At 67.7% G+C, this 19494-nt stretch carries 18 protein-coding genes; 10 read left to right on the forward strand and 8 right to left on the reverse strand.

All coding sequences use genetic code 11. The features are described from left to right. Positions 1–72: 72 nt before the first annotated feature. From K8O92_07960 to K8O92_07970, 3 genes are all read right to left on the reverse strand, one after another. Positions 73–798: an amino acid ABC transporter ATP-binding protein gene (locus tag K8O92_07960; protein UAK33846.1), complete on the reverse strand. Its 726-nt coding sequence runs from the start codon at positions 796–798 to the stop codon at positions 73–75. Beyond that, on the reverse strand, positions 799–2595 hold the full coding sequence (locus tag K8O92_07965) for an ABC transporter substrate-binding protein/permease (protein UAK33847.1): 1797 nt from the start codon (positions 2593–2595) through the stop codon (positions 799–801). It abuts the gene before it with no gap. 149 nt (positions 2596–2744) lie between these two features. Then, complete coding sequence (locus K8O92_07970; protein ID UAK33848.1) at positions 2745–3539, reverse strand: LLM class F420-dependent oxidoreductase; 795 nt, start codon at positions 3537–3539, stop codon at positions 2745–2747. A gap of 155 nt (positions 3540–3694) precedes the next feature. On the opposite strand from K8O92_07970, the gene K8O92_07975 reads away from it, so the two are divergent. The 3 genes from K8O92_07975 to ugpC all read left to right on the forward strand — a co-directional run bounded on the left by K8O92_07975 (position 3695) and on the right by ugpC (position 7234). Beyond that, entirely contained in the window at positions 3695–4948 is a 1254-nt protein-coding gene (locus K8O92_07975) for a helix-turn-helix domain-containing protein (GenBank protein ID UAK33849.1), read from the forward strand. A 131-nt stretch (positions 4949–5079) separates the two neighbouring features. Then, positions 5080–6066, forward strand: coding sequence for a phosphotriesterase-related protein (locus K8O92_07980; protein UAK33850.1), 987 nt, complete (start codon positions 5080–5082; stop codon positions 6064–6066). Between the two features lie 91 nt (positions 6067–6157). Then, positions 6158–7234 (forward strand): sn-glycerol-3-phosphate ABC transporter ATP-binding protein UgpC, encoded by a 1077-nt coding sequence (gene ugpC / locus K8O92_07985; protein UAK33851.1) that lies wholly within the window; start codon positions 6158–6160, stop codon positions 7232–7234. A 57-nt stretch (positions 7235–7291) separates the two neighbouring features. Here the strand turns inward: ugpC and K8O92_07990 are convergent, their stop codons facing one another. Then, complete coding sequence (locus K8O92_07990) at positions 7292–7852, reverse strand: helix-turn-helix transcriptional regulator (GenBank protein UAK33852.1); 561 nt, start codon at positions 7850–7852, stop codon at positions 7292–7294. Between the two features lie 98 nt (positions 7853–7950). On the opposite strand from K8O92_07990, the gene K8O92_07995 reads away from it, so the two are divergent. Further along, positions 7951–9120 carry an acetyl-CoA C-acyltransferase gene (locus tag K8O92_07995; GenBank protein ID UAK33853.1) on the forward strand — a complete coding sequence of 390 codons (1170 nt, stop codon included), beginning with the start codon at positions 7951–7953 and terminating at the stop codon, positions 9118–9120. 38 nt (positions 9121–9158) lie between these two features. Here K8O92_07995 and K8O92_08000 read toward each other — a convergent pair whose 3' ends face one another. Both K8O92_08000 and K8O92_08005 read right to left on the reverse strand, forming a co-directional pair. Then, positions 9159–9497, reverse strand: a complete 339-nt coding sequence (locus K8O92_08000; protein ID UAK33854.1) for a hypothetical protein — start codon at positions 9495–9497, stop codon at positions 9159–9161. 45 nt (positions 9498–9542) lie between these two features. Continuing rightward, positions 9543–9941, reverse strand: a complete 399-nt coding sequence (locus K8O92_08005) for a hypothetical protein (GenBank protein UAK33855.1) — start codon at positions 9939–9941, stop codon at positions 9543–9545. A gap of 104 nt (positions 9942–10045) precedes the next feature. Between K8O92_08005 and K8O92_08010 the strand changes: the two genes are divergently transcribed. After that, the gene (locus K8O92_08010) at positions 10046–11029 is read left to right on the forward strand and encodes an o-succinylbenzoate synthase (protein ID UAK33856.1); all 984 of its coding nucleotides are present in this window, start codon (positions 10046–10048) and stop codon (positions 11027–11029) included. Positions 11030–11149: 120 nt separating this feature from the next. On the opposite strand, the gene K8O92_08015 is transcribed toward K8O92_08010, so the two are convergent. Together K8O92_08015 and K8O92_08020 are read right to left on the reverse strand one after the other, a co-directional pair. Continuing rightward, positions 11150–11662: a TIGR04338 family metallohydrolase gene (locus tag K8O92_08015; GenBank protein UAK33857.1), complete on the reverse strand. Its 513-nt coding sequence runs from the start codon at positions 11660–11662 to the stop codon at positions 11150–11152. Between the two features lie 109 nt (positions 11663–11771). Further along, positions 11772–12647 carry a DUF2786 domain-containing protein gene (locus tag K8O92_08020; protein UAK35516.1) on the reverse strand — a complete coding sequence of 292 codons (876 nt, stop codon included), beginning with the start codon at positions 12645–12647 and terminating at the stop codon, positions 11772–11774. A gap of 151 nt (positions 12648–12798) precedes the next feature. Between K8O92_08020 and K8O92_08025 the strand changes: the two genes are divergently transcribed. The 5 genes from K8O92_08025 to K8O92_08045 all read left to right on the forward strand — a co-directional run bounded on the left by K8O92_08025 (position 12799) and on the right by K8O92_08045 (position 19485). Beyond that, positions 12799–14100: an ABC transporter substrate-binding protein gene (locus tag K8O92_08025; GenBank protein ID UAK33858.1), complete on the forward strand. Its 1302-nt coding sequence runs from the start codon at positions 12799–12801 to the stop codon at positions 14098–14100. 49 nt (positions 14101–14149) lie between these two features. Continuing rightward, the gene (locus tag K8O92_08030; GenBank protein UAK33859.1) at positions 14150–15175 is read left to right on the forward strand and encodes a sugar ABC transporter permease; all 1026 of its coding nucleotides are present in this window, start codon (positions 14150–14152) and stop codon (positions 15173–15175) included. A gap of 26 nt (positions 15176–15201) precedes the next feature. Beyond that, positions 15202–16068 (forward strand): carbohydrate ABC transporter permease, encoded by an 867-nt coding sequence (locus K8O92_08035; protein ID UAK35517.1) that lies wholly within the window; start codon positions 15202–15204, stop codon positions 16066–16068. 430 nt (positions 16069–16498) lie between these two features. Beyond that, positions 16499–18775 carry a penicillin-binding protein gene (locus K8O92_08040; GenBank protein UAK33860.1) on the forward strand — a complete coding sequence of 759 codons (2277 nt, stop codon included), beginning with the start codon at positions 16499–16501 and terminating at the stop codon, positions 18773–18775. 251 nt (positions 18776–19026) lie between these two features. Then, on the forward strand, positions 19027–19485 hold the full coding sequence (locus tag K8O92_08045; GenBank protein ID UAK33861.1) for a GyrI-like domain-containing protein: 459 nt from the start codon (positions 19027–19029) through the stop codon (positions 19483–19485). The last annotated feature ends 9 nt before the right edge of the window (positions 19486–19494 follow it).

The raw sequence follows: 19494 nt of genomic DNA on the forward strand, positions 1-19494 counted from the left end.
GCTGGAATCGTGATGAGGAATACATTAGCAGATGCGCATCAATAGCGATTACCCAGCGAGTGCTGACACGCCTCAGAGCACCTGGGACAGAAACCTCTGCAGTCTCGGCGTCTGCGCGTCGCCGAACAGGGCGTCGGGCGAGCCGGTTTCCACGACCTGCCCTTGATCCATGAAGACGACGCTGTCGGACACGGTGCGGGCGAAGCCCATCTCGTGCGTCACCACGACCATCGACATGCCGCCGGAAGCGAGGTCGGCCATCAGGGCGAGCACCCCCTTCACCAGCTCGGGGTCCAGGGCCGAGGTGGCCTCGTCGAAGAACATGATCTCCGGCCGCATCGCCAGCGCCCGCGCGATGGCGACACGCTGCTGTTGCCCGCCCGACAGATTGGCGGGCCGGGTATCGGCCTTGTCGGCCAAGCCGACGATCTCCAGTTGCTCGACCGCCAACGCCCGCGCCTGGTCCTTGGACAGGCCGCGCAACTTGCGTGGACCGAGCGCGACGTTCTCCGCGACGGTCTTGTGCGGAAACAGGTTGAATTGCTGGAACACCATGCCGATGCGCTGACGCAGCCGGTCCGGGTTCTCGGTGAGCACGGACTTGCCGTCCAGCAGCACGTCGCCCTGGTCCGGCTCGTACAGCCGGTTCAGCACGCGCAGCAGGGTCGACTTCCCCGACCCGGACGGCCCGATGACGGTGGCGGTCTTGCCCGCGTCGACGTGGATGTCGATCCCGCGCAGCACGTGGTTGTGCCCCAACGTCAGATGCAGTCCGGTACCGGTGAGGGAGGCACTCATCTATCCGCGCCCTTCCGTGATCGTGGCCGCCTCGACCTGGTCCAGCGGCCGGTCGGGTCGGCCGGTCCGCATTCGGCGGTCGATGTAGTTCACCAAGTGGGTGAGCGGGACGGTCAGGACCAGATAGACCAGTCCGGCGGCCACCAGTGGCGAGAGATTCCCGGTCTGCGCGTTGAGATCGCGGCCGACGGCGAACAGCTCGCGCTGGGTGGCGAGCAGGCCGAGGAAGTAGATCAGCGAGGAATCCTTGATGAGGGCGATGAACTGGTTCATCAAGGCCGGCAGCACCCGGCGCACCCCTTGCGGGATCACCACCAGCGTCATCGACTGGCGGTAACCGAAACCGATGGCGCGCGCCGCCTCCAGCTGACCGGCCTCGACGGATTGGATGCCGGAGCGGAAGATCTCGCCGATATACGCCGAGGCGAGCAACGCGAGCGCGACCGCACCGAGCCAGTACGGATTGTTGCCGGTGAGGTTGCGCACCACCGGGCCGACACCGAGACCGATCAGCAGGATGATCACCACGGCGGGCAGGCCGCGGAAGATGTCGGTGTACACCCGTGCGGGCCAGCGCAGCCACCGGGTTCGCGAGATACCGGCGACCGCGAGCAGCATGCCGATGGCGGTGCCGAGCGCACCCGAGACCACCGCCAGGATCAGCGTGTTCGGCAGGCCGGTCTTGATCAGTTCGGGGAAAGCCTTGCGGTACAGCGACCAGTCGAAGAACGTGTCCTTCAACTGCCGCAAGGTGGATTTCGGCGCGTTCTGCGCGAGCCGTCCCGGTTGCTCGTCCGCGGCGAGCGCGGCGAAGTCCGGCAGCTGCGGTGCGGGTGCGGCCTTGGAACCGGGCTTCCAGCCCGGAGGCAGCTGCCGTGGCACCCAGTCGCTGTAGAGCTTGGCGTAGGTGCCGTCCGCGATCACCGCGTCCAGGCCGCTGTTGAGCGCATCGATCAGCGGTTGGTTGTTCTTGGCGACCGCGTATCCGACGAAGTTGTCCAGGCTGAAGGTGTTCTGCGACACCGACGTTCCGTCACCCGGCTCGATCGCGCCTTCCGCTTGGGCGGACGGTGCGACCCATGCGTCCACCTGACCGGACTTCAAGTTCGCATAGGCGGTGTTGTAGTCCGGGAACTTCACCGGATCCAGCCCCAGCTGGTTCACCACGAACTCGTCCTGCACCGTGCCCTGGACCACGGCGATCCGAGTGCCCCGATCGAGATCGGAGAACTCCTTGATCGGGCTGCCGTTCGCCACCACCAGGGAGAAGTAACCGAAGTCGTAGCCGTTGGTGAAACCGACCAGCTGCCGCCGCGCGTCGGTGGTGGTGATGTTGGAGGAGCCGACGTCGAAGCGGCCGCCGGACACCTGGGCGAGCAGCCCGGCGAACTCCGTGCCGGAGAACTCCACCTGGAGACCGAGCTTGGCGCCGATCGCCTTCAGCAACTCGTTGTCGAAACCGGTGAACGCGCCCTGCCGGTCGACGCAGATGCTCGGCGGGGCGTCCGACAGCGTGCCGACGCTGAGCTTTCCGGGCGTGATCAAGCCGAGCTTCGAGACATCGATCGAGTTCAGCGGCACGGTGCTCGCCGTGGTGTAGCGGTCGCTGCCCGCGGCGGCCGAGGAGGCCAGGTTGGTGGGCGCGGCCGAGGCGGCGGCCAGGCCGGGCGGTGCGCAGAGATTGCGCTCCGTCGCCGAGTCCTCGGAGCCGGAGCCGCACGCCGTCGCGCTGAGACCGACGGCAAGCAATATCACGGCGATCAACGCACGAGAACGCACAACGGGCACAACAGCCATGACGGACAACCCTAGCCGTGAAAATCTGCTAATCCACAGCTACCCCTGGGGTCGGGCCGCGATCAGCCATGCCCGCGCGGTGGGTCGCCGGTTTCGATCATCCTGAGCCGAACTCCATGCGGGCCGCGCTCCGGTCGGCGGCAATCCGCTCAGGCCAGTCCACTGAGCGGTTCCGGATTGACCTCGTCGCGCCACCGGACGGCGGTCTGGACTTCGGCCAGGTCGTAGGCCGGTCCACTGATCCCGATGGTGAACGTCGTCACGCCCGCGTCGACGAAGGCGGGCGCCTTCTCCAAGCCGGGCCACTGCACGGAGCGCTCGATGCGCGCCTGGTCGGTGCCGACGGCGGCGCAGTGCTCGGCGAGCACCTTGTTCTTGCGCGCGAGCACGTCCAGGTCGGCGAAGGTGTGCCACATGTCGGCGTACTGCGCGACCAGCCGCAACGTCTTCTTCTCACCGCCTCCCCCGATCAGGATCGGCAGGTCGCGGATCGGGCGCGGCTCGAGTTTCGGGAGCCGGGCGCTGACCCGGGCCAAGGTCTCCTTCAACAGCGCCAGCCTGCTACCCGGGGTGCCGAAGTCGTAGCCGTACTCGTCGTAGTCCTTTTGGAACCAGCCCGCGCCGAGCCCCAGAATCAGCCGGCCGCCGCTGATGTGGTCGACCGTGCGCGCCATATCGGCCAGCAGGTCCGGATTGCGGTAACCGCCGCCGGTGACCAGCGCGCCGATCTCCACGCGCTCGGTCTGCTCGGCGAACGCGCCCAGCATCGTCCAGCACTCGAAGTGCGCGCCGTCGGGATCGCCGGTGAGCGGGTAGAAGTGGTCCCAGTTGAACACGATGTCGACACCCGCGTCCTCGCAGCGCAACACCGCGTCGCGGATGAGCCCGTATTCGGGCGCGTGCTGCGGCTGGAGCTGGACTCCGATACGAACTGGACGACTCATCACATGCTCCTCGTCGCTCGGCCTGCCCCCGTCCCGAGGCTACCGGCGCGGTCTGGTTCCCGCAGGCAGGCGCCCGCTGCCTCCGGCACGCGACGACGCGCCCGGCGCGGGCTAGGTTGGGGAGGCGATGCCCAGCCTGCGGAGGAGGTGTCGGGGTGGCCGACCGCGATGACGAGGTGGTTCGCGCGGTCGTCTCGGCGATTCTGCGTGATCGCGAGCAGCTGATCGCCGAGTTGTCGGCGATCATCCGCGCACAGGTCGAGGCGCTCGACCTGGACGCCCGGCTCCGCGATCTGTTCGAAGCGGGCACCACCGACAATTTGAAGTCTGTTCTCGACTTCGTCCAGAACGACGCCGCCGAGCACGAGGTGCACGCCCCGGCCCGAGCGCTGGTGTACGCGCGGACCCTCGCCCAGCGTGATGTCCCGTTGTCGGCGCTGATTCGCGCGTACCGCGTTGGGCAGGCCGGTTTTCTCGATCTCGCGATGCGCTACGCCGTGGACCTGGGCGGTCCCGACAGCGCGGCGGCCATCATCCGGATCGTCAACCGCACGGCGGTGTACATCGACCGGGTCTGCGAGCACGTCGGGGTGGCGTACGAACAGGAACGCGACCGGTGGGTGGGCAGTCGCAGCGGACTGCGACAGGAATGGGTGGCCCGGGTACTCGACGGCTCGGCCGACGACATCGGCCAGGCCGAGCAAGTGCTGCGCTATCCCCTCACCGGCCACCACGTCGCGGTGAACGCCTGGACCGACCCGCAGCTGTCGGCACGGACCGCGTTGGATGTCCTCGATGCCGTTCGCGCGGCGCTGGCTCCGCTGTTCGGCAACCCGCGCAGGGCGTTGCTGGTGCCGACCGACGAACGGGAAGTTCGGCTGTGGTTCTCGGCTTCCCGTGACCTGAAAATCGATGCCGACGCCATCGAGAGCTCGCTGGCGGCCATGTCGCTGCCGGTCCGGGTGGCGGTAGGCGGGCTCGGCGCAGACGTGGCGGGTTTCCGTCGCAGCCTGCGCCAAGCCGACCGAGTTCGCGAACTCGTGCTGCTCGCCGGTCCGGGGGCGCCCCGGGCGGTGTCACACGATCAGGTGGCAGCCGTCGCGCTGATGAGCGGCGACATAGAGGAACTGCGTCGATTCGTGGCCGACTGCCTGGGTGAGCTGGTCACCGACGACCAACGCAATCTCTGGCTGCGCGAAACCCTGCGTGTGTTCCTCGCCAACAACCGCAGTTACGCCGCGGCGGCCCAGGAATTGGCCGTGCACCGCAACACCATTCAGTACCGGGTGCGGCAGGCGCTCGACCTGATCGGTCACACCTTCGACGATCACGACCGCACGCTCCATCTGCACCTGGCGTTGCAGGCCGCGCGCTGGCTCGGGCCGGCGGTACTGCACCGAGTTCATTGATCCGAGCCGCGCCGCTCTGTGCGCTGCGCACGAAAGTTGTACATAGTTTCAGCGTCAGCGAATATGGCCTGCCTCACATTCCGGTTCGTAGCATTCCTCCGAACAGGCAGCTGAGATGAGGAGAAACCGCTGTGTCAACGCTGGAAACCGCGCGCGGGCCGATCGACACCACCGACCTCGGGGTGACGTTGATGCATGAGCACGTCTTCGTGCTCACGGGGGATATCCACCAGAACTATCCGGCCGAATGGGGCTCGGAAGAAGAACGTATCGCCGACGCCGTGCGGCGGTTGCGGGCCGCGTACGACGCGGGCGTCCGCACGGTCGTCGATCTGACGGTGGTCGGGCTGGGTCGCTACATTCCGCGGATTCAGCGGATCGCCGAGCAGTTGCCGCTGAACCTCGTGGTCGCGACCGGGGTCTACACCTATGACGATGTCCCCTTCTTCTTCCACTACCGCGGGCCCGCGTTGAACGAGATCGTCGGCGCGCAGGTCCCCGACCCGATGGTCGACATGTTCGTCGGCGACATCCGCGACGGCATCGCGGGCACGGGGGTGAAGGCGGGCATGCTGAAGTGCGCGATCGATCGGCAAGGGCTGACCGCGGGCGTCGAACGGGTGATGCGCGCGATCGCCAGGGCCCATCTCGAGACCGGCGTTCCGATCACCGTGCACACCCATCCGGAGTCGCGGACCGGGCTCGACGTCAAGCGCGTGATGTGCGACGAGGAAGGCGTCGACCCGGGCCGCATCGTGCTCGGTCACAGCGGCGACACCACCGATTGCGATCACCTCGCCGAGTTGGCCGATGCGGGCTTCGTCCTCGGCATGGACCGCTTCGGCATCAACCTCGACACCACCTTCGAAGCCCGCGCGGACACCCTGATCGAGATGGTGCGCCGCGGCTACACCGACCGAATGGTGCTCTCCCAGGACGCCAGCTGCTACCTCGACTGGATCGAGCCCGCCGCCATGGCCGCCCTGCCGCAATGGCACTACACCCACCTGTTCGACGACGTGTTCCCCTACGTGCTCGAACGCGGCGTCACCGAGAAACAGATCGACACCATGCTCGTCGACGTCCCGCGCGCGTTCTTCGAGGCGCGAACACGCTGACGTGGCCCGTCCCCGACCGGCCGGATAGTATCGCCGGACCCTTACTCGGATCGTCCGGCACGTTCCTGCCGGGATGGGATGTGAATTCGTCATGGCCACTGTGACCTTCGAGAACGCGACGCGGCTCTACCCGAGTTCCGCCAAACCCGCGGTGGATCGGTTGAACCTGGAGATCGAGGACGGTGAGTTCCTCGTTCTGGTCGGTCCCTCCGGCTGCGGGAAGTCGACTTCGCTGCGCATGCTCGCCGGACTGGAGGACGTCAACGGCGGCCGCATCCTGATCGGCGACAAGGACGTGACGCACGCCGAGCCGAAGGAGCGCGACATCGCCATGGTGTTCCAGAACTACGCGCTCTACCCGCACATGACCGTCGCGGAGAACATGGGCTTCGCGTTGAAGCTGGCCAAGGTTGCCAAGGCGGAGAAGCAGAAGAGGGTCCTGGAGGCGGCCAAGCTGCTCGATCTGGAGCCCTACCTGGATCGCAAGCCGAAGGCTCTGTCCGGCGGCCAGCGGCAGCGGGTCGCGATGGGCCGCGCGATCGTGCGCCAGCCGCAGGTGTTCCTGATGGACGAGCCGCTGTCCAACCTGGACGCCAAGTTGCGCGTGCAAACCCGCACCCAGATCGCCCAGTTGCAGCGCAGGCTCGCCACCACCACGGTGTACGTCACCCACGACCAGGTCGAGGCCATGACGATGGGCGACCGGGTAGCCGTACTGAAGGACGGCCTGTTGCAGCAGTGCGCCACGCCGCGCGACCTCTACCGCGATCCGGCCAACGTGTTCGTCGCGGGATTCATGGGCTCACCGGCCATGAACCTGTTCACGCTCCCGGTCGCCGACCGCCGGGTCGAGCTGGGCGGGCACGAGCTCGCGCTGCCGCGATCGGTCGCGGACGAGGCCGGAGCCACCGTGACGGTCGGTATCCGGCCGGAGCACTTCGAGCTGGGCGACGGCTCCGGCATCGAGATGGAGGTCGACGTGGTGGAGGAACTCGGATCCGACGCCTACATCTACGGCCGCACCATCGCCGATGGCGGCTCCGGCGGGGAAACCATTGTGGCGCGCGCGGATTGGCGCAATCCGCCCGCGAAGGGCGCCCGGCTGCGGCTGTCCACCGACCCGGAGCACATCTACTTCTTCGACACCGACGGGCGCCGGCTCAACTGAGCACGCCGCCGAGAGGCCCGCTCCTCAGCCGAAGCGCGGTGAGCGGGCCCGCGGCGATCAGGGCGTCGCGTCCGTTCGGCGGCCTTTCTCCGCTTCGGCATCGCCCGAGCGACGTTCGCGCGACTGCTGGACGTACTCCTGGTTGAGCCGCACGCCCAGTTCCTCGAGTTCGAGTTCGCGGCCGGATTCGCTGCGCACCTGAACCCGCACCGGAGCGCCGGTCGCCTCCTCGACCAAGAGCAGCGGCGCCGGCCCCGGCTGCAAGTAGGCATCGCCCCACTGCATGAGCGCGAGCACGGCGGGTAGCAGATCCCGTCCCATCCGGGTGAGCACGTATTCGTGCCTAGTGCGCTTGCCTTCCTCTTGGTACGGCTGTTTCGCCAGCACACCCGCCTCGGTGAGGTTGCGCAACTGGGCGGCGGCGGCCGCGTCCGTGATTCCGACCCGGCTGGCGAAACCGTCGAACCGCCGGGTCCCGTAGTACGCCTCGCGCAGGATGAGCACCGCCGAACGGGTGCCGACGATGTCGAGCGCTTTGGCGATCGAGCATTCCTCGGCTTTCCACGAACTCAGATCGGCCAACGGTCCTTCCATCACTGCTGCCATGACGAACATCATAACCGACCTGACTTGCTTCAACTATTGCCAGGTGTACTCTGACTATGTGTTGATAGAGCCAGGCATGGTGGCCGGGCTCTCCTCCGGAAGGAAGCACCATGAGAGACGCGGTGATTGTCGAGGCGGTACGGACCCCGATCGGCAAAGGCAAGCCGAACGGCGCACTGCACAACGTCAACGCGGTGGATCTGCTGGCCCACAGCCTGCGCGAGGTGGTGGACCGCAGCGGCATCGATCCCGCACTCATCGACGACGTGATCGGCGGCGTGGTCACACAGTTCGGTGAGCAGGGCGCGAATATGACCAGGCGGGCCGCGCTGGCCGCCGGCTATCCCGAATCCGTCCCGGCGACCACGGTCGACCGGCAGTGCGGCAGCAGCCAGCAGGCGATCCACTTCGCCGCGCAAGGCGTGATCGCGGGCGCTTACGACATCGTGGTCGCCGCGGGCGTGGAGTCGATGGGCCGGATTCCCATGGGCGCCAACCTGGTCGGCGCGCAGGACATCTCCGGGGTCGGTTTCGCCGAGCGATACCCGGAGGGCCTGGTGTCGCAGGGCATCAGCGCCGAGCTGATCGCCGCCAAGTGGGGCCTGACCCGCGGCCAACTGGACGAGTTCGCGCTCGCCAGCCACGAGAAGGCGGCGCTGGCCACCAAGAACGGGCTGTTCGCCAAAGAACTCGCGCCGATCAACGGACTCGCCACCGACGAGGGCATCCGGGTCGGCAGCACCTTGGAGACGCTGGCCGCACTCCGCCCGGCGTATTACGACCCGGCCATGGCCGCCCGCTTCCCGCAGATCGGCTGGGAGATCACGGCCGCCTCCGCCAGTCAGGTCAGCGATGGCAGCGCGGCGGTGCTCATCATGACCAGCGAGCGCGCCGAGCAACTCGGGCTGAAGCCGCTCGCCCGGCTGCACAGCTTCGCGGTGGCCGGTGACGACCCGCTGTTCATGCTCACCGCGGTGATCCCGGCGACCGAGAAAGTGTTGCGACGCGCCGGTCTGCGACTGTCCGACATCGACCTGTTCGAGATCAATGAAGCTTTCTCCCCGGTAGTGCTGGCCTGGGCGCACGACACCGGCGCAGACCTGGCGAAAGTCAACGTCAACGGCGGCGCGATCGCCATCGGACACCCGCTCGGAGCGTCCGGCGCCCGCCTGATGACCACCCTGGTGCACGCCATGCAGGACCGCGGCGCCCGCTACGGCCTGCAAACCATGTGCGAGGCAGGCGGTCTGGCGAACGCCACCATCATCGAACGAATCTGAGTGGTCGCGTGGTACCCGTCCCGGGACGGGTACCACGCTCAAATCGATACGAGCACTATGGCGATCAGGAAGCCGAGCAGCCAGCATTCGAGGATCAGCGGTACGGCGATGAGCGGGGTCCAGGCGATGGGCCTGCCGTGGCGCACTTTCTCCAGCGCCGAGACGACCGCCGCGAGAACCGATGCCGCTATGCCTGCCCAGGCGAGGACCTGCGCCCAGGGCAGATACCCGACGCCGCGGCCGTCGCGGCCGTCGCGTGCGAGCACATCGTAGAGCGGAACGAAAGACGCGATCAGCCAGGCGAGTCCGAAGACGATCACCCAACCCAGCGCCACGCGCAGGGCATCGGTCATTCGCCGCCGGAACTGCCGCGCCATACCTTCAGCATGACGGGCCTTCGCCCGCATGGCATCTCGACAGGCTCAGTGTCCCGTGTGCACCTGGGACGCCAGCGCCAGGCCACCGCAGAACGAGGCGACGATCAGCGCCATCGCGAGCATCGGCCAATACCACATGTACCAGCGCTTGACCGCGGCCACGATGAGCATCGCGGTCACGCCGACAATCGCGAACGCGGTGCCGCCCCAGGACACCGCGAACGCCCAGCCGAGGTAGTCGGTGCGACAGTTGTCCGGACCGCACGGATCGGTGGCGAAGGCGAAGAAGACGGTGAAGTAGGCGGCGGCCAAGCCGAGCGCCGCCGCGACGCAGTACAGCGAGACCGCGAGCACGACATCCCAGGTCCGCACCGGCTGCCGCGCGCCGGGGTGCGCGGGCATGCCGTGCTGCGGCCAGGGCTGCGGGGTACCGGTCTGAATCATGCTCTGACGATCCCGCTCAGCACGCGATGGCGCCTGCGGGAAAGTACTCGAGTCCGCATGCGCAATCCCCGATCCGCGGCAGCGGCCGAATAGGCTGGGTGGCGATGAGCGACTCCGCAGCGCAGAACATCGTCTACGCCATTCCGATGCGCACCCGTTTCCGTGGCATCACGGTGCGCGAGGGAATGCTGATCCGGGGACCGCTCGGGTGGGGTGAATTCTGCCCGTTTCCCGAATACGACGATCGGGAGGCCGCCGCCTGGTTGTCCACCGCCTTGGAGCAGGTGACGACAGGCTGGCCCGAGCCGGTGCGGGATCGGATCCCGATCAACTGCACCGTGCCTGCCGTGGACGCGGAGCAGGCGCACGCGATCGTGGCCCGCTCCGGCTGCCGCACCGCCAAGGTGAAGGTCGCCGACCACCCCGAATCGCTCGCGGAGGATCTGGCCCGGGTGGAGGCGGTGCGCGACGCGCTCGGCTCCGGCGGCGCCATCCGGGTCGACGCCAACGCGGTCTGGGATGTCGACACCGCCGTGCGCCACATCCAGCGGATCGATAAGGCCGCGGGCGGGCTGGAGTACGTCGAACAGCCGTGCCGGACCATCGAGGAACTCGCCGCGGTGCGCCGCCGCGTCGACGTCCGCATCGCCGCCGACGAATCCATCCGCCGCGCCGAAGACCCGCTGCGGGTCGCGGTCGCCGGGGCTGCGGACATCGCCGTCCTCAAGTGCACGCCGCTGGGCGGCGTCCGCCGCGCCCTCCAGGTGGCGGAGGCGGCGGGACTGCCCTGCGTGGTCTCCTCCGCCTTGGAGACCAGCGTCGGCCTCGCCGCGCAACTGGCGCTGGCCGGCGCGCTTCCCGAACTCGATTTCGCCTGCGGTCTGGGGACTTCGAGTCTGCTCACCGGTGACGTGACGCCGGGATTGCTGCGCCCCTCGGACGGTTATCTCCCGGTCCTGCGCACCCCGCCCCAGCCTGACCCCGAACTGATGGAACATCACCGTCATCCCGACCCCGCGCGCACGGCGTGGTGGCGGGAGCGGTTGGCCCGCGTCACCGCCTTGGTCGCACCGGCCCCGCCTCCCTGACAGCGCGAGAATCGCCCACCAACGGCAACACACGCCGGCCTGTGACGCCGGTCGTCGTTCCGGTCAGCGCGTCGCGCCACACACCATCGGTCCGAGACTCGGCGATGCACCGGCGGTCGCTCACCCGATTCGGACGCCGCAGCCGAGCATCGTCGTCCGCAAGAGCAACGCCGCCTCCGGGCCGACGACGCCGTCCACCAGTTCCACGTATCGGTCGCAGAATTCGGGGTCGTGCGCGGCCGCCGACCCGGGGACCGATTCCAGATGGTGCGCCAGTTCGTGCAGGATGACCAATTCCCGCAGCGCCCAGGCGGTGCCGCCGGTGTGCAGCGGAACCGCGAGGACGCCCTCGGCCGCCTCGTAGTGCGCAGCGGTGCTCCCCGCACGCGAGCGGACGCGCACGGCCACCGCGGCCCGTTCCCAGCGCGCCCGCACCCAATTGAGCGCCAGCACCTTGTCGGTATAGCTCTGCACGGATTCCACCGACGCGAAACGGCGCTCGATCGGCAAGGTGAGCTGCGAGCCGTAGAGCTCGACGGTGCGCACACCGTGCTCGTCTGCCCGATCGAACACCCCGCGGACCAGCTGCTCGGCGTCGTAGACCTTGGCGCGCTGGCTGTCGCGCACGGTCATCGCCGCGACGCCGCTCTCGCGGCGAGCATCAGCCGGTTGCCGAGCTGCGCCGACCGCGCCGCGTGCGGGCCACCCGATCGCCCAGTCCAGCTCGTGATATCCACGCTGGTCAACCGCCCTCGGAGGAGGTCAACTTCCTACGGGCGGCCGGAAGCTCGGGCGCGGTCCCGATTCGGGCGGCCCGGCCCGCGCGATCCCCCGCCGCCCGCGCCGCCGCCGAATGTCCCGCCGACGTCTGCGGCCCGCGCCAGGTGCCGCGCGCCTCCGACGTCCGGGCGTAGAAATCTGTGAGCTCGATCTCTTTGTCGCGCAACGCGAGCGCGGTGCCGACCACTTCGGTGTCGGCCGGCAACACCTGCGCTTCGACCTCCGCCTTTTCGACCTCCGCCTTTTCGACCTCCGCCTTTTCGACCTCCGCCTTTTCGACCTCCGCCTTCACCTCGGCCAGCCGCCGCCCGATCCGCGCCGCGAACGCCATCTGGAAGTTCAGCCGCGCCGTCACGCCCGCGACCGGCGCCTGCACCCGGCGCCGGACCTGGCGACCCCACCGCTTCTCCACCACGATCTTCTCGACGGTGGCCGATCGGTAGGCGCCGGACTTGATGTACTGGTCGGACGCGCGCACCATCTGCACGAGCAGACTGGCGTAGAGCGCCTCGCAAGTATCGATGTCGGAGTCGAATCCATAGGCGTAGACCTGCGTCGAAGTCCTGGCGACATCACAACGCACGTCGTTGGCCGCCGCGATCGCGACGAACAACTGCACGTAGGTGCGCAAGCCGCGCTTGCCCGGCTCGCCGATCGGGATGATCCGCTGCACCGGGGTGGGCCTGCGCTCGCGTCCCACGAAATGCGCCCGCGCCACCGCGAGGTCGATGGACGACTTCGTGGCCAGTCGCTGAGCCGCGGCGAGGAACGCTTCGGCCTCGTGCTCGTTGTCGGTGGACTCGGCCTTGCGCAGCAGCCCGCCGATACGTGTGAGCATCCGGTCGGGTACCGCGTTCGGCGAAGTCATCACGGCCAAGCGTAGCGAGCACTTCCCGCCACTCTCCCGCACGCCGTATCGACACCATGTATCTTGCCTTGTGCACCGGCAGGGTGTGCTGCCGCTCACGAATGATCCTGGAGTGTTTGCGATGGCTGTGAAGAAGGTGTCGTCTCTACGTTCGTCGCTCGTGCCACGGGCCGCGGTCGCGGTCGCATCGGTCGGGCTGCTGACCGCGACGTTCACCAGTGCCTGCTCCAGCGACAGCGGCGGCAGCCCGACCAGCCAGAACCTGACCGGGCGCGGCCCGATCACCTACGTCGAGGGCAAGGACACCACCGAGACCGGCGCGGTCAAGCAGCTGATCGAGCGCTGGAACGCCGCGCACCCGGACGAGCCGGTGACGTTCAAGGAGCAGTCGAACGACGCCTCACAGCAGTACGACGACCTGGTCGAGCACATGCGCTCCAAGCAGTCCAACTACGACGTGGTCGCCCTGGACGTGCCGTGGACCGCCGAGTTCGCCGCCAAGGGCTGGCTCCAGCCGCTGAAGGACTCCTTCGCCATCGACACCAGCGCGCTGCTGTCCCCGCCGGTCGCCAGCGCCACCTACAACAACACGCTCTACGCCGCGCCGCGCAACACCAACGGCGGCCTGCTGTTCTACCGCAAGGACCTGGTGCCGAACCCGCCCAAGACCTGGAGCGAACTGCTGGCCCAGTGCCCCATCGCGCGCCAGCAGAACATCGGGTGCTACGCGGGCCAGTTCGCACCCTACGAGGGCCTGACCGTGAACGCGGCCGAGGTCATCAACGCCTACGGCGGCAGCTTCGTCGGCGCCGACGGCAAGACCCCCACGGTGAACAGCCCGCAGTCCCGCTCCGGACTGAAGGTCCTGGTCGACGCGTACAACAACGGCGACATCCCCAAAGAGGCCATCACGTTCAAGGAGCCGGAATCCAGCAACGCCTTCGCGCAGGGCAAGCTACTGTTCCTGCGCTCGTGGCCGTCCACCTTCGGTGACGTCGGCGGCGAGGCCTCCGCCGTGAAGGACAAGTTCGCGGTCGCTCCGCTGCCCGGCGAGAACGGCGTCGGCGCCTCCACCCTCGGCGGCTACAACGCGGGGATCAGCGCGTACTCCAAGAACAAGGCCACCGCGCTGGACTTCCTGCGCTTCCTGATCAGTGAGGACGCCCAGCACATCGTCGCCTCCGGCGCGCTGCCCTCGGTGCGCGCGTCCATGTACGACGATCCGGCGCTGATCGCGAAGATGCCGTACCTGCCCGCGCTCAAGGACTCCATCGCCAGCGCGGTGCCGCGCCCGGTCACCCCGTTCTATCCCGCGGTGTCCAAGGCCATCCAGGACAACGCTTATGCTGCGTTGAACGGAACCAAGTCCGTCGACGACGCGATCACGGGTATGCAAAAGGGCATCGAGACCGCCGGATCGTGAGCCGTTGAGCACAACGGACCCGACGAACGAACCCGCAGGAGAGAGAACGGTGTCGGATCCTTCGGGAACGGCGGCCAGCGTGCCGAAAGACGAGTTCATTCCGGCCGAGCGTGGCCGAGCCGCGACGATAGCCTCGGAGTTGCGGCGTTCCGGGAAAGCCTGGCTCTTCGTCACGCCCGTGCTGATCGCGCTGGCGGTCGTCATCGGATATCCCGTGTTCCGGGCGCTGTGGATGTCCTTCCAGAAGGACGCCGGGCTCGACCCCGCGACCGGCATGTTCGTCGAAGGCGGCAACGCCGGGTTCTCCAACTACACGCACTGGCTGCTGCAACAGTGCCAGGTCGTCACGGGCGGGACCGTGCCGTGCCCGACCGGCAACCTCGGCTCGCAATTCTGGATGGCCATCGGGATCACGCTGTTCTTCACGGTCGTGACCGTCGCACTGGAAGCGACGCTGGGCCTGGGCATGGCCATGGTGATGGGCAAGACCTTCCGCGGCAGGGCGCTGCTGCGCGCCGCCGTGCTGATCCCGTGGGCCATCCCGACCGCCGTCACCGCGCGGTTGTGGGAGTTCATGTTCCAGTACGACGGCGTGGTGAACCGCGTGCTCGGCACGCACATCCTGTGGACCTCCGACGCGTGGCCGGCCCGATTCGCGGTGATCGCGGCCGACGTATGGAAGACCACGCCGTTCATGGCGTTGTTGCTGCTGGCCGGTCTGCAAGTGATCCCGGCCGACGTGTACGAGGCGGCTCGCGTCGACGGCGCGTCGGCCTGGCAGCGGTTCACCCAGATCACGCTGCCGCTGCTGAAGCCCGCGCTGCTGGTCGCGGTGCTGTTCCGGACCATGGACGCGCTGCGGATGTACGACCTGCCCGCGATCATGACGCTGGGCAACCCGTCCACCCGCACGGTGTCGATTCTTGTGGTCGATCAGGTCCGGCAAGGCCCCAACAGCGCGGCCGCGTTGTCGACGATCACCTTCCTTTTGATTTTCGCCGTGGCGTTCGTGCTGGTGAAGATTCTGGGCGCCAACGCCGTTCGCACCCAGGAAGAACAGCGGGAGGCGCACTGATGTCCGTGCAGACGGCGGAGAAGCCCGTGACCGACAAGCCCGTCGCGCAGCCGGTTTCATGGACCAAGCGCTTCGGCTCGGTGCGGCTGTATCTCGGCGCGCTGATCGTGCTCGTCTGGGGGCTCGCGCCGTTCTACTGGATGGCGGTGACCGCCTTCCGCGACCCCGACTACACCTTCGACAACACCCCATGGCCGACGCACATCACGTTGGAGAACTTCCGCAACGCGTTCGACACCAGTCGCGGCAACAACTTCGGCAAGGCGCTGGTCAACAGCATGATCCTCGGCTCGATCACCACGGTGATCGCGCTGGTGATCGGCGTGTTCGCCGCCTACGCGCTGGCCCGCCTCACCTTCCGCGGCAAGTACGTGGTGTCCGGACTGATCCTCAGCGCCTCGATGTTCCCGGTCGTCGTGCTGGTGACCCCGCTGTTCCAGCTCTTCACCAGTCTCGGCTGGATCGGCGAGTACCAGGCGATGATCATTCCGAACATCTCGTTCGTGCTGCCGATGACGGTCTACATCCTCGCCTCCTTCTTCGCCGAACTGCCGTGGGAACTCGAAGAAGCCGCGCGAATCGACGGCGCCACCAAGATGCAGGCGTTCCGTCTGGTCATGCTGCCTTTGGCCGCCCCCGCCGTATTCACCACCGCGATCCTCGCGTTCATCGCGGCGGTCAACGAATACCTGCTGGCACGTCTGCTTTCCAGCGACAAGACCGAACCGGTCACCGTCGCGATCGCCCGCTTCTCCGGCAACAATCCGCTGGTGCAGCCGTACGCCGCGATCATGGCGGCGGGCACCATGGTCACCATCCCGCTGGTCATCATGGTGCTGCTCTTCCAGCGCCGGATCATCTCGGGGCTCACCGCAGGCGGCGTCAAGAGCTGAGTTTTCGGCCGCGCGGGCGCGGCGGGTTCGCGGCCCCCTTGTGGCTCGCGGGCCGCGAACGGGACAATGCTCGATCTCGCTTCGCTCGAAACCGGGAGCTGGGCCGGAGTGGTTGCGTTTTGGGGAACCGCGAACACAAGGCTTCGCGGTTTCGTAGGAAACCGGCCGAGTGGTGCGTGTCCTTGGCCACGAACACCGCCCCAGACACCGCCACGGGCACGGGCAAGCACGGCGACTATCCCGGGTGTGGGTTGGGGCCGTCAAAGGATCGCCCGACGCGAGTGAGTGTCGGCGCACCGGCTGTTCTCGGGGGCGTGTCAACAGCCCGGAAAGTGGAAAGTCCGCGTGTGATGAACGGGGTAAACTTCCCTTCTCGATGCTCTTTTCCGTTCGTTCGTGCAGGTGAGTTCGTCCGACGCTCCGGGAGGAGATGATCGTGAGCTCGTTCCGCAAACCGCGAGAACGTAGACGCGGCGCCAAGGGGACACCCCCTACCGCACCGTATGCCTCGATCGCCGGCTGGACCGAGCGGCCGAATGCGGCGAGACCGACCGCGCGGACTCGGCGCGAACGCATGGCGGCCCGCCGGAAGGCGAACGCGCCCACCGCGCGCCCGGCGGCGCCGCCGAATCGGCCGCCGCGCAGCAGGGCCGAACGTGTGCGCCGCCTGCTGCTCGCTTTGTTCATCATCTTCGGGGTGCTGCCCGCACTGCTGTCGGTCCTGGCGTACTGGAGCGCGGAGATCCCCGATCCCGATGCGGTACAGACGAATCAGACCGCGACCATCTTCGCCGCCGACGGCAGCACGGTGATCGCGAAAATCGTGCCGCCGGACGGGAACCGGACACCGGTCCCGTTGTCCGACGTGCCGCAGCCCGTGCGCGACGCGGTGCTGTCCGCGGAGGACCGCAATTTCTACACCAATCCCGGTTATTCGACTTCCGGTTTTCTGCGCGCCGTGCGAGACAATCTGCTCGGCAAGGACAACGCGGGCGGCGGCTCCACGATCACCCAGCAGTACGTGAAGAACGCGTTCCTCGGCTCGGAGCGCACGGTCACACGCAAGATGCGCGAGCTGATCATCGCGGCGAAGATGGCGCGGCAGTGGAGCAAAGACGACATCCTCGCCGCCTACCTCAACACCATCTACTACGGCCGGGGGGCCTACGGCATCGCCGCGGCGGCCAAGGTCTACTTCGACAAACAGGTGAACCAGCTGACCCTCGCCGACGGCGCGGTGCTCGCGGCGCTGATCCGTACGCCCTCGATCCTGGACCCGGAAACCCATCTCCCGCAGTTGAAGGAGCGCTGGCGGTACGTGCTCGACGGGATGGTGGAGATGGACGTGCTCGCGCCGGGTGATCGAGACGCGACCACCTTTCCGCCGATCATCCCGCTGACGCAGATCCCGGACGACGACGTGGCCCGCGGACCGGAGGGCCTGATCCGCAACCAGGTGGTGCGCGAGTTGCGCGACTCGGGCATCAGCGAACGCGAGTTGAACAAGGGCGCTTTACACATCACCACCACCATCGACGCGAAGGCTCAGCAGGCGGTCCTGGGCGCGGTGCGCGACCGGCTCGGTCCGCAGCCACCGGAATTGCGCGCCGCGGTGGTGTCGATCGATCCGCGCTCCGGTGCGGTGCGCGCCTACTTCGGCGGCTACGACGGCATCGGCTTCGACTTCGCCCAGGCGCCGTTGCAGACCGGCTCGGCGTTCAAGGTCTTCGCGGCGATCGCCGCGCAGCAGCAGAGCATTCCGCTGTCGCGTGTACTCGACAGCTCGCCGGTGAGCGACCGCGGTACCCGGATCACCAACGTGGACGGCGAATCCTGCGGCAAATGCACCATGGCCGAGGCGCTGAAGCGGTCGCTGAACACCAGCTTCTACCGGTTGACCATGACGATGTTCGACGGGCCGCAGGCCATCGCGGACGCGGCGCACGCGGCCGGTATCCCGGAAGAACTGCCGGGCGTGCCTGGTAAGACGCTTACCGAGGACGGCGGGAAACCGCTGAACGGGATCGTCCTCGGGCAGTATCTGGTCCGGCCCATCGACATGGCCTCGGCCTACGCCACGATCGGCGCCTCAGGTGTGTACCACCGCCCCTATTTCGTGCAGCGGGTGGTGACCGGCGACGGACGAGTGCTCCTGGATCGCGGTGATCAACACGTCGGCGAGCAGCTTCCCGGCGGCGAACAGCGCATCCCCCGGACGATCGCGGAGAAAACCGTCGAGGCGATGCTCCCGATCGCGGCGTACTCCAACGGGCACGCGCTGAAGAACAACCGGCCCTCGGCCGCCAAGACCGGTACCACGCAGCTCGGCGAGAGCGACCTGAACAAAGACGCGTGGATGATCGGTTTCACCCCGTCGCTGTCCACGGCGGTGTGGATCGGAACCGAGCGCTCGCAACCGATCCGCACCGCACGCGGCGCCGACATCTACGGCTCCGGCCTGCCCGCCGACATCTGGAAGCAGGTCATGGACGACGCACTCGACGGCACACCCATCGAACAATTCGCTGGGACGCAGGCCCCGGCCCGGCCGAATCAGAGCAAGACGCCTTCCGGCGGGCCCTACGACATCCTCAATCCTCCGCAGCGGTCACCGCAGCGCGAGCCCGGAGTCGACATCCCGCCCAGCGCGCAACCGCCTAGAGAGGTGGAGATTTTTCCGGGACTGAGCATTCCGGTTCCTGGATAGCGACAATGCTGTGACCTTCCGTCGCCCGGTGGAACGCATGACGTGGCAGCATCGTTTGCCAGAGTGAGAGCGAACAGCGAGTGTGTCGGCACGGGCCGACGCCGAAACCGCGCAAACGATGCGGAAGGATATGCGCTCGAGCGACGACAGCGCGGCGCGAGCGACGGGCCCGGAGGCGGTAGCCTGCGTCACCATGGAGGGCACCGGGAGCGACGCCGATTGAAGACAGACGAGACATAGGGGCTACGCCGGTGGATTTCAATGTCGTTGACCAACCCGAGACGCTGGTGGCGGGAACAGTGCTTCGCAGCCCCGCGCTCGCGGTCGAGGGGCCGCGCCGCGCGAAAGTCGAAGAGGCGTGGAAGCGCAACCTGGCCCGCAAGCTGCCCGGACCGCCGACCACGGCGTATGTCGACCACGCGCCGGAGATCAATTCGTACCTGACCCATATCGTCGGCTACCGCTGCCACAGCCTGGCCGACCTGCTGCCCGGCGACGTGCTCGCCCGGGTGCCCGCCGGGCGCTTCGCCCGGTTCATCGCCAGCGGCGACAATCTCGGCGACACCATCGTGAGCATCTGGCGAGCGGTGTGGGACGCGGAGGCCGCGGGGCGGCTCGTGCGCGCCTACACCGGCGACTGGGAACACTATCCCGACGCACGGACGGTGGAAGTCTTCGTGGCATTGGCAGACGATCAGGGCAACGGGTAGGAACAGACA

It is taken from the genome of Nocardia asteroides (assembly GCA_019930625.1).
GTDB classification, from domain to species: domain Bacteria; phylum Actinomycetota; class Actinomycetes; order Mycobacteriales; family Mycobacteriaceae; genus Nocardia; species Nocardia sputi.